Annotated in this window: 14 protein-coding genes; 9 read left to right on the top strand and 5 right to left on the bottom strand. The window is 58.8% G+C overall.

Going from position 1 to position 17,321, the window contains the following annotated elements; all coding sequences use genetic code 11:
* Nucleotides 1–172 precede the first annotated feature (172 nt).
* Nucleotides 173–1,711: a cryptochrome/photolyase family protein gene (locus ACIOMO_RS02795; RefSeq protein ID WP_401237918.1), complete on the top strand. Its 1,539-nt coding sequence runs from the start codon at nt 173–175 to the stop codon at nt 1,709–1,711.
* Nucleotides 1,708–1,836 carry a DUF2256 domain-containing protein gene (locus ACIOMO_RS02790; protein ID WP_159811761.1) on the top strand — a complete coding sequence of 43 codons (129 nt, stop codon included), beginning with the start codon at nt 1,708–1,710 and terminating at the stop codon, nt 1,834–1,836. Before ACIOMO_RS02795 ends, ACIOMO_RS02790 begins: the two co-directional genes overlap by 4 nt.
* On the opposite strand, the gene ACIOMO_RS02785 is transcribed toward ACIOMO_RS02790, so the two are convergent.
* Nucleotides 1,803–2,429, bottom strand: coding sequence for a dTMP kinase (locus ACIOMO_RS02785; protein ID WP_401237916.1), 627 nt, complete (start codon nt 2,427–2,429; stop codon nt 1,803–1,805). The genes ACIOMO_RS02790 and ACIOMO_RS02785 overlap by 34 nt on opposite strands.
* Nucleotides 2,430–2,620: 191 nt before the next feature.
* Between ACIOMO_RS02785 and ACIOMO_RS02780 the strand changes: the two genes are divergently transcribed.
* Nucleotides 2,621–3,754: an aminotransferase class V-fold PLP-dependent enzyme gene (locus ACIOMO_RS02780; RefSeq protein WP_401237915.1), complete on the top strand. Its 1,134-nt coding sequence runs from the start codon at nt 2,621–2,623 to the stop codon at nt 3,752–3,754.
* Nucleotides 3,755–3,817: 63 nt separating this feature from the next.
* On the opposite strand, the gene ACIOMO_RS02775 is transcribed toward ACIOMO_RS02780, so the two are convergent.
* The 4 genes from ACIOMO_RS02775 to ACIOMO_RS02760 form a co-directional block, all read right to left on the bottom strand.
* Nucleotides 3,818–4,384, bottom strand: a complete 567-nt coding sequence (locus ACIOMO_RS02775) for a DJ-1/PfpI family protein (RefSeq protein ID WP_401237913.1) — start codon at nt 4,382–4,384, stop codon at nt 3,818–3,820.
* Nucleotides 4,385–4,557: 173 nt separating this feature from the next.
* A complete protein-coding gene (locus ACIOMO_RS02770; protein ID WP_401239407.1) occupies nt 4,558–5,550 on the bottom strand; it encodes a DUF1254 domain-containing protein in 993 nt (330 codons plus the stop codon).
* Nucleotides 5,551–5,776: 226 nt separating this feature from the next.
* Nucleotides 5,777–10,150 carry a response regulator gene (locus tag ACIOMO_RS02765; RefSeq protein WP_401237911.1) on the bottom strand — a complete coding sequence of 1,458 codons (4,374 nt, stop codon included), beginning with the start codon at nt 10,148–10,150 and terminating at the stop codon, nt 5,777–5,779.
* Between the two features lie 43 nt (nt 10,151–10,193).
* Nucleotides 10,194–11,351 (bottom strand): two-component system response regulator, encoded by a 1,158-nt coding sequence (locus ACIOMO_RS02760; protein ID WP_401237909.1) that lies wholly within the window; start codon nt 11,349–11,351, stop codon nt 10,194–10,196.
* Between the two features lie 310 nt (nt 11,352–11,661).
* On the opposite strand from ACIOMO_RS02760, the gene ACIOMO_RS02755 reads away from it, so the two are divergent.
* The 6 genes from ACIOMO_RS02755 (at nt 11,662) to ACIOMO_RS02730 (ending at nt 17,316) form a co-directional block, all read left to right on the top strand.
* On the top strand, nt 11,662–11,853 hold the full coding sequence (locus ACIOMO_RS02755; protein ID WP_102899049.1) for a PLD nuclease N-terminal domain-containing protein: 192 nt from the start codon (nt 11,662–11,664) through the stop codon (nt 11,851–11,853).
* A 197-nt stretch (nt 11,854–12,050) separates the two neighbouring features.
* Complete coding sequence (locus ACIOMO_RS02750; protein WP_102899050.1) at nt 12,051–13,196, top strand: AI-2E family transporter; 1,146 nt, start codon at nt 12,051–12,053, stop codon at nt 13,194–13,196.
* A 32-nt stretch (nt 13,197–13,228) separates the two neighbouring features.
* Entirely contained in the window at nt 13,229–14,719 is a 1,491-nt protein-coding gene (locus ACIOMO_RS02745; protein WP_401237907.1) for an efflux transporter outer membrane subunit, read from the top strand.
* Nucleotides 14,716–15,834, top strand: coding sequence for an HlyD family secretion protein (locus tag ACIOMO_RS02740; protein ID WP_401237906.1), 1,119 nt, complete (start codon nt 14,716–14,718; stop codon nt 15,832–15,834). The genes ACIOMO_RS02745 and ACIOMO_RS02740 overlap by 4 nt, the downstream gene beginning before the upstream one ends.
* Nucleotides 15,824–16,876: a DUF2955 domain-containing protein gene (locus tag ACIOMO_RS02735; RefSeq protein WP_401237904.1), complete on the top strand. Its 1,053-nt coding sequence runs from the start codon at nt 15,824–15,826 to the stop codon at nt 16,874–16,876. Before ACIOMO_RS02740 ends, ACIOMO_RS02735 begins: the two co-directional genes overlap by 11 nt.
* Nucleotides 16,870–17,316, top strand: coding sequence for a potassium channel family protein (locus ACIOMO_RS02730; RefSeq protein WP_401237903.1), 447 nt, complete (start codon nt 16,870–16,872; stop codon nt 17,314–17,316). Before ACIOMO_RS02735 ends, ACIOMO_RS02730 begins: the two co-directional genes overlap by 7 nt.
* Nucleotides 17,317–17,321 lie beyond the last annotated feature (5 nt).

Here is a 17,321-nt window from a genome sequence, read left to right as displayed (position 1 = left end):
ACTGCGTTAGGGGAACGGGCGTGGTGATTGGTTCCATCGAGATGAGCGTCAGCAGCCGAAAACCCGTGTTTGCTGACCTCCTGCTGGACTCGCAAATACCTATACAGAAGACTACCATTGTATAACTAATTGCCGGCCTGGCGATGACCTCGAATTTAACGGACTCCGATTGATGAATGCGACGCGGCGCTTGTGCCTGGTCTTGGGCGACCAATTATCTTTCGACCTCGCCTCCCTGCAAGGCCTCGATCAGGATCACGATGCCGTGCTGCTGGTCGAGGTGATGGAGGAAGCCAGCCATGTCCCCCACCATCCGCAAAAAATCGTCCTGATCTTCAGTGCCATGCGGCATTTCGCCGAGGCTTTGCGTCAGCGCGGGTTGCGCGTGCACTACGTCACCCTGACGGATCCGGACAACAGCGGATCGGTGCCGAACGAATTACAGCGCTGGCACGCACTGCTTAATCCCAGTGAGATTCACCTGACAGAGTGCGGTGACTGGCGGCTCGAGCAATCGATCAAGGATTGCGGCTTGCCCATCCAGTGGCATAGCGATGCTCGCTTTCTTTGCACACGGAGCGAATTTTCCGACTGGGCGCAGGGCAAAAAGCAGCTGCGCATGGAGTTCTTTTACCGTGAAATGCGCCGCAAAAGCAGGCTGTTACTCAACGGTGACGGCAGCCCGGTCGGAGGCGCCTGGAACTTCGACGCCGACAATCGCAAAGCCTTGCCCAAAGGCGTGCGGCCCCCGCCTCCCGTGCGCTTCAAACCCGACGCCGTTACCCAAGAGGTGCTTGCGTTGGTGGCCGAACACTTCGCCAGCCACTACGGCGCGCTCGACACGTTCGACTACCCGGTGACGCACGCCGACGCACAGGCATTGTGGGAGTACTTTCTCGATTGGGGACTGGCCGCGTTCGGCGATTATCAAGACGCCATGGCCAGCAACGAACCCTTTCTGTTCCATGCGCGGATCAGCGCGGCGCTCAATATTGGTCTGCTGGATCTTCGGCAGATTTGCAGCGATGTCGAATCAGCCTATTGGTCGGGCGGCATTCCGCTCAACGCGGCTGAAGGTTTTATTCGGCAACTGATCGGCTGGCGCGAGTACGTCCATGGCGTCTACTGGCTGAAGATGCCCGACTACGCGCAAGGCAATGTCTTCGGCAACACCCGCGTGCTTCCAGAGTTTTACTGGACAGGCAAAACGCAGATGAACTGCATGCGCCAGGCCATCGGTCAAAGCCTTGAACATGCTTATGCGCACCACATCCAAAGGCTGATGGTCACCGGCAACTTCGCCCTGCTCGCGGGTATCGCACCCAGCCAGATATGCGACTGGTATCTGGCGATCTACATGGACGCCTTCGACTGGGTGGAACTGCCCAATACACTGGGCATGGTCATGCACGCCGATGGCGGTTATCTGGGTTCAAAACCCTATTGCGCGAGTGGCCAGTACATCAAGCGCATGTCTGACTATTGTCGTGGCTGCGCCTACAAAGTCAGCGAAAGCACCACCGACGACGCCTGCCCTTTCAATTCTTTGTATTGGCACTTCCTCATGCGCCACGGCGACCTACTGCGCGGCAATCAACGCATGAGCATGCTCTATAAAAACCTCGACCGCATGCCTGAAGCCAAGCAGCAGGCGCTATGGCAACGCGGCGAGTTCTTGCTCGCCAAACTGGATCACGGTGAGTCGTTGTGAAAAAGAGCGAGCTGCCGGTCAAAACCTGCGTGACCTGCGGCCTTCCGTTCACTTGGAGAAAGAAATGGGCGCGCTGCTGGGAGCAAGTACGCTACTGCTCGGAGCGCTGCCGAAGAACCCGATAGATCTCGCCAACCACCTGCGCCACGGCCTCTTCAATCGTGCCTTCATTGCGGCACAACACCCAACCCTCATCCGCCACCGCTCGCGCGAACGCCTCGGTACACGCGACGTGTTCTTCGCGCTTGTGGATCACCGTGCTGCCCAACCCCCGGGAGCGTGCCGCCGCCCTTGCCCAGGAAATATCAGGATCGGTCACGACGCCGACATGCAGATCCGGCACGCGCACGTCTCGCGTCATGTTCAGTTGGAGAATCTCTGCAAACGGGACGGTTCGGCGAAACGCCGCGTCTGACGGGTACCAACGGTCGATCAGGACGATGCTGTCCAGCGGTTGCTTGGGCAGCACATGCTGTGAAATCCAGCTGCGGCTATCCGCCAGACGCTGACAAATAGCCCACTCAAGATCCGTGGACGGGTCTCTTGCGAATTGATTGACGAGGGCCATGGTGCCCGCCCTGTCGGGATCGTTTTTTCTCTCGCACAGGCGAATGACTTTCTTGTTGTCGGCCCTCAGGGCTGTCGTCACGGCTTCCAGCAATGTGGTTTTGCCGGTGCCTTTGGGGCCATCGAGAGAAATAAACAGCGCGGGATTCATCGTTCACACGTTGGTGGAGACATTGGTGAGCACTTTAACCGTATTGATGACATTCAATCAGCTCATAGCTGTCCTTTGCCTACACTTCTTTGCCTGACCCGAGGCTGCATTTCAATCTCTGCAATCTTGTCATTTGCCAATACTTGAGGCACGGTCGAACCCACTGACATCTCTGCCAAAGGAATTACGCCATGTCGAAGCTCTATCCCAGTATCGATCCCGAGGGGTTGGTCGAGTACTCCGTGGTCTACACCGACCGCTCGCTGAACCACATGTCGCAGTCCTTTCAAGCGGTGATGAAGAACATTTCCCAGACCCTCAAGCAGGTCTACAACGCCCAAGGCGTTGCGGTGGTACCGGGCAGCGGCACGTTCGGCATGGAAGCGGTGGCGCGGCAGTTTGCGACTGGCCAGCAATGCCTGGTGATACGCAATGGCTGGTTCAGTTATCGCTGGAGCCAGATCCTTGAGATGGGCAACATCCCGGCGGCCACCACGGTGCTGAAAGCTCGCCCCGTCGATGCCGGTCACCAGGCTGCGTACGCCCCGCCGCCGCTGGACGAAGTGCTGGCAGCGATCGCCGCGCAGAAGCCGAAGATAGTCTTTGCTCCCCACGTTGAAACGTCCTCCGGGATTATCCTGCCCGACGAGTACCTGCGGGCCGTCGGCGACGCCGTGCATGCGGTGGGTGGTCTGTTCGTGCTGGACTGCATCGCCTCGGGCACGCTTTGGGTTGATATGCACAAATGCGCGGTCGACCTGCTGATCAGCGCCCCACAGAAAGGCTGGAGCGCCTCTCCTTGCTGCGCACTGGTGATGTTCAGCCCTTTGGCCCTTGAGCGCATCGAACACACGCAAAGCAGCAGCTTCGCCTGCGACCTGAAAAAGTGGCTGCAAATCATGCAAGCCTACGAACAGGGCGGCCACGCCTACCACGCGACCATGCCCAGCGATTCCCTCGCACGGTTTAACGACGTGATGAAAGAAACCCAGGCCTACGGTTTCGCCAAGATTCGCGACGAGCAACAGGTGCTGGGTGATCGGGTGCGCGCGATGTTGACCGGCAAGGGCTTCAAAAGCGTCGCCGCTGAAGGCTTTCAGGCCCCAGGTGTGGTGGTGAGTTACACCGACGATGCCGACATCAAAAACGGCAAGAAATTTGCCAACCACGGTCTGCAGATCGCCGCTGGCGTGCCGTTGCAATGCGACGAGCCGGCCGACTTCCAGACCTTCCGCATCGGGTTGTTCGGGCTGGAGAAGCTGCACAATATCGAGCGTACGGTGAGCACGCTTGAGCAGGCGCTGGATGAGGTGATGGTTGATTGAGACTTCATCGGCCTCGCGAAGCCTGCCCACTGCAGACTTTCGATTACCCGGCCGAAGTGGTCATCAATGTTCCGCTGCCAACATTGATCTGAACTGAGAAACAATCTCTGAGGACAGTCCGGCGCTTTCGAACACTGCGCAGGTGAAGCTAATGGGTGCAGGGCCGGGAGCCGTTATGATTCGGTCTGCCACCACAGCTACCGGACTGTTTCTATAAAGGGTGCTCGCTTCATAATCCACGGCATTCTGTTGCAAAAAATCGGCACTGTTCGAGGTATGAGGAACGGTGTCGAGAAGGCCAGCCCTCGCTAGTGCCGACGTTCCCCCACAGATACCGGCAATTGTTGCGCCACTTGAGCGACTGGCACGAAGAAAGTCTCGAATGTCCGGAGCGTCTGATCGCTCCCAGGCCATGCCTCCAATGAAGACGACAACGTCGGGCGTCCAGTCTAGACAATGTTGCAAACTGCTCTCGACCGTTACAGCCAACCCTCCCTGCGACTTGAACTGTCCCGTAATCGTGGCAAAAAACCTGACGTCGATCCCGTAAAACGGGGACGCAGTTCCAGCAATAAAAGCGTATTCCCAGTCCGCAAAACCGGGCGTCAGTATCAATCCAATGCGTGCCATTAGTCAGACTCCTCCATGAATAGCCGTAAAAACGGTGACAACAAACATACATCAGGAGGGGAATTTTGCCGATTTCTATGATTTACGACAGTCTGCAATCGGCCAGAAGCAGACCGTCATCAACCACCGTTTTTGCCCCATGGCAGACCAATGCAATAGCTCCATGTGACTGTTTATTTGATTGGTTGCGGATCAGGAAAATTCCAAGTGTTTGCGAGTATCTCTTGCCTTGGCCGGTAGAGGCGAACCGTGTAGTTCCAGCCCTTCATAATTGGTAAGCAATTTGTTGGATTCGAGTCGCACCCGCCGAATTGAACGGTGATTGAGCCGTCATCCGATTTTTTACCGGTAAGATTATTCAGGGTGTAGGCGTTGGCAGCATTTTTTTCAAAATATCCCTGTGCGTTGTAAACGCTGACAGACCAGAAGCCATCAACAGGCACATCCCTTACGGTAAGGCGGTAGTTCGTTTTTCCGTCGTTGTTAGTAGGGGCGAAGCTCAGATAGGTTGCATCCTTGTCCGGATTGCCCCCCCAGCCCGCAGCGGTGCCCAGCAAATGGTGAACGGGGTCAACTTCCTCTCGTGTGCCGAAAGCTTTCTTGAAATCAGTGATCGTCGATGAGAGAACCAATAGCGCATCACGCACTTTCTTCTGACTGGTTGCCTCCCAGTGAGGAAGCTCCAGAGCACCGGGACTCTTTTGGCTGGCGCTAATCGCGTCCTGCAAAGCGTGGACTTGCTTGATGTCGTCTGGGTTGTTGGGATCTACCAGCGTACGGATAGCGGTGAACACATAACGTGTACCGACATTTTCGCGGGTTAGTGTGTGGGATCCCGCGCCGTAAAAGACATTGGGGGTGTAGTGATCTTGATTGACGACCTGCAACGACATGAAGCGTTTGCCTGGGTCAGGTAGCGTGATGTTCACCGGCCCCGCATCGAGATCGAAGACCCCTGAGGTATAAAGCGTGTCGCGATTGAGGCGAATAACGGTCTGTTTATCAATAGATGCTGGTTCGCGGCGATGATAGAGCTTGCCCAGTCCCCCTTCCTTTGCCATGGATTCAATGTACGTGTCCGACTCAGCCCTCACGAAGTTATCGACTGTGACTGGCGTAACTGCTGTGTCTGTCGCCTTCTCTAAGGCATAAACCGGATCAGTCATGGCGGCGGCACCACTGATGAAGAGGGCCAGCATTGCTATCTGCTTCATACGATTCCTTTCAGTTCGCGAGTAAACACGTTCTATTTAGCAGTTACCTGCACCTCTCGACAACACATAGTCGCGATCTGTCGAATGTCCGCTTATGGCCGTTAACGGACACCCGCGAGCCGCGTCTATCGGTAACAAACGATCAACTGCAGTTAAAACCCACTAACCCAACTCATATTTACTGAAGCAGCTTCAAGGCGCGATCAAAGTCGAACAATTCCACCTGCGCCGCGGCGAGTGTCAGACGTTCTGCCATGGCGCGATCAAGTGGCATATTGCGCAGTGCCGCCAGTACGTCCAAAGCCGTCGTATCCCCCTCCTCCAATAGTCTGATCAGCCTATTCAGTTGCTCGCCGATTGCCGAGTCGTCCGGCAGGTAACCCTCCGTGGAGGCCAGTGAGTCCGCCCTAAGGTCGGTCAGAGCCGCCAAGGTCGGGAGCAAGCAATGCTCGACCTGCATCGCCAGCGTCTTCAGCACCGTAGCGGGCTCGCCATCCTGGCAGGCCTGCTCGAGTAAAGCGCTGGCATGCGCCACGTCCTTGGCGCCGATGTTGCCGGCGGTGCCGCGCAAACTGTGCGCCAGTCGTGCGGCGGCGGCAGGATCCGGATCGGTTTGTGCGGCCTGGAATTGCTCGGCAAAGTCTGTCTGGGTATCGCGAAACTTGCAGAGCAGACGTAAGTAGAGATCCCGCCGCCCCATGCAGGTGGCGAGCCCCGCAGCCAAGTCAATGCCCTCAAGACGATCTGGGAATCCATCGGCGAAACCTGCGTTCAACGATGGTTTAGCCGCTCTAGGTTTGATCCACTTTGCCATTGTGGCGAACATGCTTTCGACATTGAGCGGCTTGGAGATATGGTCGTTCATCCCGCATTCGAGCGCGCGCTCGCGGTCGCCGTCCATTGCGTTGGCGGTCATGGCGATCACTGGCAGCGTGCTGAAGCGCGGTTGCTGGCGAATTTTCCGCGTGGCCGTGTAGCCATCCATCACCGGCATCTGGCAATCCATCAGCACGCCATCGAAGTCGCCATCCTCGGCGAGGATATCCAGGGCCTCCTGGCCGTGCGTAGCGAGTCGCAAGCGGATGCCGACACTTTCCAGCAGCTCGCTGGCTAGTTCTTGATTCAGCTCATTGTCTTCGACCAAAAGCAGCCGGGCTCCGTTGAGACTGGCAACGGTACTGGCATTCTGTTGTGAACGTTCGCCAGCCCGCGTATCGCTGTGGGTGTCTCTGCCCAGCACGACACCGATGGCTTCGAGTAATGAAGACGGCGTGACCGGTTTGGTCAGTACCACCGGTAACTGGATGCCCTGGCGTTCGGCTTCTTCGCGGGCTTCTTCGCGGCCGAAAGCGGTAATCATGATCACCGATGGTGTGCGCATCAGACTGGCGGAATGCATTCTGCTCACGGCTTCCATGCCATCCATGCCCGGCATCCGCCAGTCCATCAAAACCAGATCGTAAGGCAGCGCCTTATGCTCTGCGTCGGCCAACATGCGCAGCGCCATGCTACCGCTCTGCGCGACATCCACTTCCAGGCCAAAGCTGCGCGCCATGCCCGAGAGAATTTCACGGGCACTCGCGTTGTCATCCACGACCAGAACCCGCATGCCGAGCAGTTCGCCGGCCTTGAACATACGACGCGGTTGCAGGCCTTGCTGCACGCCGAGTTGCACCTGGAAATGGAACGTGGAGCCGACTCCCGGTTGGCTTTCAACCCAGATTCGGCCGGCCATCAGTTCCACCAGCTTCTTCGAGATGGACAATCCCAGGCCGGTGCCCCCGTACTTGCGCGTGATCGAACTGTCAGCCTGACTGAACGACTGGAACAAGCGTGAACACTGCTCGACGGTCATGCCGATGCCCGTGTCGCGCACCCAGAAGTGCAGCTGCACGTGTTCGTTATGAGAAGCCATTTCTTCAACGCCGACCACGATGTCACCGTGTTCGGTGAACTTGGCCGCGTTGTTGCCCAGATTGATCAGCACCTGCCCCAGTCGCAGGGGATCGCCAAGCAGAGCCGTGGGCAGGTCAGGCGGGATCTGAAACAACAATTCCAGACCCTTGTCCTCGGTCTTCAGGCCGATCATGGCAGCGAAGCTGTCGAGTACATCTTCCAGACGGAACGGAATCTGTTCGAGACTCATCCTGCCGGCTTCGATCTTTGAGAAGTCGAGAATGTCGTTGATGATGCCCAGCAGGTTCTCCGCCGAGCGATGGACTTTTTCAATGTAATTGCGCTGGCGATTATCCAGCGAAGTACGCAGCGCCAGATGGCTCATCCCGATGATGGCGTTCATCGGCGTGCGGATCTCATGACTCATGTTGGCAAGGAACTCACTCTTCGCTTGAGTGGCCTCTTCGGCCACTGCTCGAGCCTCCGCCAGAGCCGTCACGTCGATGTTGATCCCGGTTGCGCGCAATGGCTTGCCGTCCGGCGTGCGTGAAAAACGGTTGAGCGAGCGGAACGTGCGCACCCGACCATCATTTTTGCGCACGATGCGAAAGTCGAATTCGGCCCGATCATCGCCACTCTGGACGGCACTTTCGAAGGTGCTGCTGACCCGTGCGACATCGTCGGGATGCACCAGCGCCTGCCAGTGCGCCAGCGTGCCACCGAAGCCGCCAGGCTCCAGACCAAACAGGGTTTCGAGTTGGGGAGTCCAATAGTTTGTGCCGCTGACCAGATCGACGTCGAACAGACCGATGTCACCCGACTCCTGTGCCAGGTTCAGGCGATCGCTGGCAGTGCGCAACCTGGCTTCCATCGCCCTGCGCTCACTGACATCGCGCACCGAGGCGCACACGCAGACGCCACGCCCCTCCAGACGGGGCAAGTGGGAAAGGCCGATTTCCACGGAGAACAGGCTGCCGTCCTTACGCACGCCGCTCAGATCGTCCAGATCGCCGCCCATCTGCCGGGTTCCGCCGCTGGCAATGAAGCCATCACGTAACTTGACGTGCCGCTCGCGGGCAGCCTGCGGTACCAGACGCTCAATGCTGGCGCCAATCAGCTCGCCGGGGGCGTAGCCAAACAAGGTGTCCATTTGCGGGTTGGTCATCAGGATGCGGCCATCGGCTCCCAGCACCAGCATGCCGTCCGGTGCGGCCTCGATGATGCCGCGGTACCAGGCCTCGGTGGCGCGCAGTGCGGCCTGCTGGGCCTCCAGCTCGCTGGCCTGATGTTCCAGTTGCAAGGCTTGCGCGCCCATTTCGTCTGCCTGACGGCGAGTTTCCAGGAGCAGCGCCTGGGCTGCCTCACTGCGCTCCATAATGGCCATGGCACCGGCCAGTCTGGGCAGGACTTCTTGCAGCAGCAGCGCTTCGTTCTCTTCCAGTTGACGAAAACCGGCCATTTCCATAACCCCGAGCAGGCGTTCGCCACGCAACACGGGCTGAACCAACAGGACGCTGGCGGGGGCTGCGCCCAACGGCGTGCGCACATGCCAAAACGGTTCGGGTAGACCCTCAAGCTGACGAGGTTGGCGATCCACTGCGCACTGGCCAAGCAACCCTTCCCCGAGATCGAGTTCTGTGGGCAGCGGGTGAGCACTGTCCACCGCATAACCGCCCACCAGGCGCAGGCGTGCCGCGCCTTCATAGAGAACGTAAAGCGCTCCCTGGCACATGCCCAACTGCGGCGCGATGTGGCTGAAAAAAGCCTGGGCCAACTGCTGCGGCGTCTCCGCCTGTTGCAGGCCCACTTGCAGAAGTGAGGTGTGGTTTTTCACCCAACGCTGGCGCTCAAGCTGACAAGCCTCCAGCTGCAGCGTGGCGATGGCACGCGCCAGGTCGCCGGTTTCGTTGCGAAGATCGGTGTGCGGGATCTGGCCGTCCAGCTTGCCGGACGCCAGTTCGTCCACCGCCACGCGGACGCGATTCAATGGCACGCGAATCGAATAACTGACCAGCCAGGTCAACAGCAAGGCCAGCGCCGAACCACCCAGCAGCAAGATGTAGGTGATCGCAGTACTGCGCTCTGCGTATTCCGCCAGGTTCTTCGCGGTATCGTGGATGTCGGTTTCCTTGTTTTTCTCGATCTGCGAGAGCAGCCCGTCGCCGCCCTGCTCCAGCGCAAGAAAATCCTTACTGTTGAGCAACATCAAGGCCTGTCCCAAGGAGCCCTTGCCAGCCAGTTCCAGTGCCTCATCGCCATTTTTTTGCAGACGCTGTAATAACACTTCGAATTCCACCAGGCTGCTGATGCTGCTCTGTCGGCGCAGTGTCGGACGAACCTGCTCGAGCGCTTCATGCAGTCGCTGTTGGGCCATATCCATCTGGGCTCTGGCGCTGATACGGATGTCCGCGTTGTTGGTAGCGATTGCACGTTGCATGGCGAGCAACAGATGCGGCAACTGCACCCGAACTTCCTGCACATGCTCGATACCCACCAAATCCTGCTGGTACAACTGCTGCATTTCATTTTTGAGCGAATACTGAGTGCGCAGGCTTTGCACACCCAATATCAGGATCAATATCAGCAGCGCAGCGAAGCCGATGATCAATTTACTGCGCAGAGACAGGCGCTCGAGCATCTCGAACAGTCTCTTCATAAACGGCCTCTTTCAACGGAATGTGCAAACGGATGCGTGGGGCTCAGGGACGGTCGGCGATCTGCTCAAGCAGGGCTAACTGCTTGGCCATGTCCTGGTCGCTGTCGGCAAATTGTTCAGCAATGGCGCGGAACTGCTCGGCATTGGCGAGAAACGCGTCGCAGATGTCCGGATCAAAGTGCGAGCCCCGGCCTTCGCGGATGATTGCCACCGCCTGCTCATGGGACATGCCGGGCTTGTACACGCGGCGGCTGATCAGTGCATCGTAGACATCTGCCACGGCCATCAACCTGGCGCTGATCGGGATGTCGTCGGTGGCCACGCCTTGCGGATAGCCACTGCCGTCCCACTTTTCCTGATGACCGTAGGCAATTTCCTTGGCCAAATGAAGGAAGTCGACGTTGATGCCTAATTGATCCTCGGCGTGCTGGATGGCGTCGCGCCCCAACGTGGTGTGGGTCTTCATGACCTCGAATTCTTCCGGGGTCAGGCGTCCCGGCTTGAGCAGAATGCGATCGGGAATACCAATCTTGCCGATATCGTGCAGCGGCGCCGATTTGAACAGCAGTTTGATGGTCTCGTCGTCAAGGAAGTGCCGGAAGCGCGGGTGATTGCGCAACAGTTCAGCCAGTTGTTTGATGTAGTGCTGAGTGCGGCGAATGTGGTTGCCGGTTTCGTTGTCACGGGTTTCCGCCAGCGAAGCCATGGCGTGGATCGTGACATCCTGGATGGCGATCACCTCGCGGGTGCGGCGCTGCACTTCCTGCTCGAGAAATTCGTTCTGATTGCGCAGGAAATCGGCAACGGACTTGAGCTTGATCTGCGTCTCGACCCTGGCCATGAGCACGGGGGGAATGATCGGTTTGGTAATGTAATCCGCAGCCCCCAGGCTCAAGCCGCGAATCTCGTCCTCCGTGGCGGCCATAGAGGTCAGGAAAATGATCGGTATGTGGCGAATGCGCGCATCACGTTTGAGCTGCTCGGCAACGTCATAACCGGACAGGCCCGGCATCATGATGTCCAGCAGGATCAGGTCGGGCAGTGGATCCGCCTGCAGAAGACGCAAGGCCTTCTCGCCGCTATTGGCGGCCTTGACCCGATATTTGTCCTTCAGCAACTCGGCGATCAACATCAGGTTGTCGGGGGTATCGTCGACCACCAGCACGGTCGCTGATGGATAAACGCCCTGAGTGCTATCCATGTTTGTTGGCTCCCTTGCCAGACAATTATTGAACGGGCGGATTTACGCCATTCTTGCCGGTAAGCGTAACCAGAAAAACTGTAATTGCCAGTTGATGATTTGAAGGTCGGTTTGATGAATTAAAGGAACCCATTCGCCGAAAGCACCTACTCATTCGCGCCTGTTTTCGGCCAGAAGCAGAGCCGCGCAGGTCTGTCATGCCCATTTACGCGAGAAGCAAAAAGCCTGACCCGTTTTTTTTGCAGGCCCGACACTGCGTTGCGTTTTATGGCCTATCTTGAAGCGTAACTTCACTCGCAGGACTGCATGCATGGGCTCTTTCTTGTACGACCTTATCGCCTTCGTCATTTTCGTTCTGGATATCTGGGCAATCATCAATGTGGTGAAAAGCTCGGCAGAAACACCGAAAAAAGTTTTATGGGTGGCGCTGGTCGCGCTTCTGCCGGTGATCGGCCTGATCATCTGGGCAATAAAAGGCCCTCGTAGCGAAACACGGGTATGAGCCTCCAAAACGTTCAGTAGCGGGATCACCCCGCTATGAGGGGGCATAAGGTCTCCGGTATTCCTTTAAAAAAACACTCAAGCGATCCCCCCGACGGTTATAAATCTGCGGTCATGGGGATGGTTTTCTGATCGCCCAACCTTCGAAAAATCAGCGTCTATACTGCCTCCACGCGACGAACAGCAAGGGATTAGGCAATGTTAAACACAAACATTTCTGCAAGGGCGCTATCCGGTGGTTTGCTCGATGTGTTGATTCGCGCCGGACTGATCACGGTACTGGTGCTGTTCTGCTTTCAGATCTTTGAACCCTTCCTCAACCTGATGCTTTGGGCAGTGATCCTGGCGATCACCCTGTACCCGCTGCACACCCTGCTTAAGCGCAAATTGGGCAATAAAGATGGCCGCGCCGCGACGCTGATCGTCGTGGTCGCCCTGGCCTTGCTGATGGTGCCGATTTATCTGCTGGGCACCTCAATCACTGAATCGGTCGAAGGCGCCCTGGCAATTCTCAAGTCCGACACCGTGACCATTCCGCTGCCCAACGAAAAAATTGCCACCCTGCCGCTCATTGGCGAACGGCTCTATGCCTTCTGGTTGCAGTCGGCGACCGACATGAGCAGCGTGGTGATGAAGTTGATGCCGTACATCAAAACAATCGGCTTGACCTTGCTGGGCAAGATGGCTGGAGTTGGCGTGGGCTTTCTGTTGTTTATCGGTGCCCTGATCATCGCCGGTGTGCTGATGGCCTACGGCGACAACGGCGAACGCAGCGCCATCGCCATCGCCACCCGCCTTTCCGGCCCGGAACGCGGCCGGCGCATTGCGACGCTGTGCACCGCGACCATCCGCGCGGTAGCTCAGGGCGTGGTGGGTATCGCCTTTATCCAGATGCTGCTGGTGGGCGTCGGCTTCGTGCTTATGGGAGTGCCCGGTGCCGGACTGCTCGCCATGGTTGCGCTGTTGATGGGGATCATGCAGTTGCCGGTAATTCTTGTGACGGTGCCGGTAATCGCCTATGTCTTTGCCACTGACGGCACCACGCTCGGTACCGTCGTGTTTTGCATCTACAGCCTGATCGCCGGGATGTCCGACAACGTCCTCAAGCCATTGATGCTCGGTCGCGGCGTCGACGTGCCGATGCCGGTGATTCTGATCGGTGCACTGGGCGGTATGGTCAGCGGCGGGTTTATCGGTCTGTTCATTGGGCCGGTGATGCTGGCGGTCGCCTATCAACTGTTCTGGCAGTGGATCGACGACCAGCCGCACATCGAGGTTCTGGATGAACTATTGAGCGTTGAGCCACCGCAACGTGGGTCAGCGAACGAGCTCCCGCCGGTCTGAGGCGCATGCGCTTGAAGGCATGTCCTGCCCGCATGAGCCGGTTACTGCTGTGTGCCGCCTTTGGCCTGAGTGGTTGTGTGCGTCTTGGCCCGGACTTCCAGTCACCGACCCAACCTTGGGTTGAGCACTGGAATACGCCGGCCTTGGCGCTGGCCAGCCAGCAACAGACGCAACCCGATAGCCGGCAGTGGTGGCACGTGTTTACCGACCCGGTGCTCGACCACCTGATCGCCGAGGCGGACGCGCACAATGCCGACCTCGAAGTGGCCGGCCTGCGGGTGATGGAGGCGCGCGCACAGTTGGGCATCGCGCTAAGTGGTCGCTACCCGCAAGTGCAACAGGTCAGCGCCGACAGCGCCTATGTCAAACGTCGCCAATGGGGCGGTGACAATCCGCAGGACAGCCATCTGTGGCAACACAGTGCGGGGTTCGACGTCGGCTGGGAACTGGATTTCTGGGGCCGGTTCAGCCGCGCCATCGAGTCGGCTGATGCGGCCTGGTTCGCCGCGCAGAGCAACTATGAAAACGCGCTGGTGCTGCTGCACGCGCAAGTGGCGCAGACCTACTACGCACTGCGTACCGCCGAGGCGCGCCTGCTGATCGCAAAGAACAACGCCACACTGCAGAAGCGCAGCTATGAGATTACCGAGCGCCTGTTTCTCAGCGGCAACAATGCCGAACTTGATCTGCAACAGGCCAAAACCCAGTACCTCGCGACCCTCAGCACCATTCCCGATTTCGAAGCGCAAGTCGCCAGCACACGCAATGCCTTGGCCACCCTGATCGGTCGCCCGCCGGGCGCAATGGCTGAACTGCAATCCAACACTGGCGTGGTGCCTTTGGTTGATCGTGCTGTGCTGCAAGACGTGCCGGTTGACCTGTTATTGCGTCGTCCGGATGTCCGTAGCGCAGAAGCCCAGGTCGCGGCCCAGTCGGCGCTGATCGGTGTCGCCGAGGCCGACCTTTATCCTTCTATCAGCCTGTTCGGCAGCATCGTCTGGTCCGCGAACTCCCTGGACGGCACGTCGAATACATTGGATCTGATCGGCGGCCCTAGCCTGCGCTGGAACGTGTTTGACCATGGCCAGATCACCAACAACGTGCGTGTTCAGGATGCCCGTCTGCAGCAGTTGATCGTCGTCTATCAGGACAGCGTTCGCCAGGCGGCGCGCGAGGCCGACGATGCGGCGACCGGCCTGATCAAGGCGCTGGAGCGCGACCGGATCCTCAGCGAAGCGTCGATTGCAGCCAGGCGTTCGGTATCTCTGGCCAATACCCAGTACCGCGAAGGCTATTCGGATTTCCAGCGGGTACTCGATGCCCAGGCCGCCCTCTTCGCCCAACAGGATAACTACCTGGTCAATCGCAACACGGCCATCAACAGCCTGATCGCGCTGTACAAGGCCGTCGGCGGCGGTTGGTACAGCGACCGTCCGCTGATCGATCCCGCCACCCGCCAACAGATGGAACAACGCACCGACTGGGGCAACTTGCTTGATGAAGGGAAGGAAGGTGTCAATTGAGTGACCGCCAAAACGAGAAAGAACAAGCCGTGCCCGCGCCTGCGGCGGATCCGGCAAAAAAAGCTGTCAGCGCTGTTGCCGCGCTCATTCTCCTGAGCCTGGTCTGGTACCTGATGGCCGACCGCTACACACCTTATACGCAGCAGGCACGGGTACAGACGTTTGTGGTTCCGGTGGCGGCGGAAGTCGCAGGCCGGGTCACCAAGGTCAACGTGCGCAACAACCAGGAGGTCAAGGCTGGCGACGTTTTGTTCGAGGTGAACCCGCAGCAATACCAGATCGCTGTCGACCGGGCGCGTGCTGACTTACAGACCACCCGCAGGCAGATCGGCGCCAACACTGCTGGCATCGACTCCAAGACGGCGTCGCTGAAAGCGGCCCAGGCTAACGAAGTCATGTCCCGCCAGGATCTGCAACGCCTTGAGCGTTTATACAAGGAAGACGCCGGAACCATCTCTCTGCGTCGATTGGAGGTTTCCCGTTCCACTCTGGATGCGGCCGTCGCCCATGTCGCGGCGGCGCGGGCAGAGGTCGAACGCGCCCGCGAAACCCAAGGGGGCGGCGACGAAAAAAATGCGCTGTTGCTCAGCGCAATCGCCACGGTGGACAAGGCCGAACTGGATCTGGCCAACAGCGTCGTGCGGGCCCGCTCCAACGGTCTGGTCACTGACCTGCGCACCGATGTCGGCCAGTTCGCCACCGCTGGAGCGCCCTTGATGACTTTGATCGCCATCCACGACGCGTGGGTCTCGGCGGATATGACGGAGAACAACCTCGGGCAGGTAAGGCCCGGCACCCCGGTGCGCATCGTGCTGGACGCACTGCCCGGCAGCGTATTCGAAGGCCATGTGCGCAGCGTCGGTTATGGCGTCAGTACGGGTCAGAGCACGCCAGCCGGCACCTTGCCCACGGTGCAGAACAGCCGTGACTGGCTGCGCCCGGCCCAGCGCTTTCCGGTGATCATTGAGCTTGAGCCAGGCCAGTTGAGCGATCTCAGTGGCATCCGTGTCGGTGGCCAGGCCGAGGTGATGGCGTTTCCCAACGAGGGCAATCCGCTGAACGTTCTCGGTCGCCTGTTTCTGCGTGTGATGAGCTGGATGTCGTATGCCTACTGAGCAACAGATCCGCGCCCGGCGTGCCCTGCGCCTGGCCACGGGTACGGCGCTTTGCCTGGCCGCAAGCTTCGGCTTGGCCCTGCCTATCCCTTTTATCGCACCGATGCTGGCGCTGACGATCCTGGCGGCGATGAACCGACCGCTGCCGTTCAAGGCCAGCCTGGGCCTGGCCCTGGTGCTGATTATCACCACCGGCAGCGGCTTGCTGCTGATACCGTTGTTGCAGTATTACGCGGCGGTCGGCGTGATGCTGGTTTGCCTGGGCCTGTTTCTGGTGTTCCGCTATGGCATGCGAGGCGGCAGCGCGCTGGTCGCGACCTTCATGGTGGTTGGCTTGACGATGATCAGCGCGGCCGGCGCCACCGACTTCGACCTGGCCCTGCAGGTGGTGGTCTCGTTGGTCAAAGGCATGCTGCTGGCGCTCACGGCGGTGTCGATCAGCCACTGGCTGTTCCCGGATCCCATCGATACACGACCACCCGCCCCCGCACCGACCCTGTCGGCAGATGAGGTCAACTGGCTGGCGTTGCGCGCCGCGCTGGTGGTGATGCCTGCCTTCCTGTTGGCGCTGATCGATCCGGCCAGCTACATGCCGATCATCATGAAGTCGGTCAACCTCGGCCAACAGAGCACCGTCACCAGCGCGCGATCTGCCGGGCGGGAACTGCTCGGCTCAACCCTGCTCGGCGGCCTGCTGGCGATTATCTTCTGGTTCGCCCTGGGCCTGTTCGTCAATCTGTGGATGTTCTTCCTGTGGATGCTGCTGTTCGGGCTGCTAGTGGCCCGAAAACTCTATGGGCTGAGCCCTGGCCGCTACACGCCGGGTTTCTGGCTCAACAGCCTGATGACCATGATCATTCTGCTCGGCCAGTCGGTGCAGGACAGCGCCGCCGGCAAGGATGTCTATACCGCTTTCGCGATCCGCATGGGGCTGTTCATTCTGGTCACGCTGTATGCCTGTGCGATGGTTTATCTGCTTGATAATCGCCGGCAACGTCGCAACGCCTCTAACCCAACCTCTACAGAGGATCGCACATGCTGATCAATTTCCTCGTGGGCCTGCCGGTGATCGTGCTCTGCGTGGTTTTGCAGGCGGTGTTCCTGGCCCTGTGTGCGCGGCGTTATGCGTCGCAGCGGCGCAAGATGAAGCTGTGCCACTCCAAGACAGATGACGTGCGTTTGTTGTCGATGGTCATGGTGGTGATGCTCATCGGCAACTATGTGCAAATGGCCCTGTGGGCCTTGCTGTTCCTGCTGCTAGGCGAGTTCAAAGACTTCACCAGCGCGCTGTATTTTTCTGGCGTGACCTTCTCCACGTTGGGCTATGGCGATGTGGTTCTGAGCCCGCAATGGCGCTTGCTCAGCCCGCTGGAGGCGGCTAATGGCATTCTTATGTTCGGTGTTTCCACGGCAATCATGACCGCTGCCGTCATGGACATCATCAAACATAACGCGACTGGCGAACAGGAGCGTTCGCCTTGAAACAT

The sequence above is a fragment of the Pseudomonas sp. NPDC087804 genome (assembly GCF_044742965.1).
In the GTDB taxonomy this organism is placed as follows: domain Bacteria; phylum Pseudomonadota; class Gammaproteobacteria; order Pseudomonadales; family Pseudomonadaceae; genus Aquipseudomonas; species Aquipseudomonas rustica.
The sequence above is the reverse complement of the archived record's forward strand: the minus strand, read 5'-3'. Positions and strand labels throughout refer to the sequence as shown.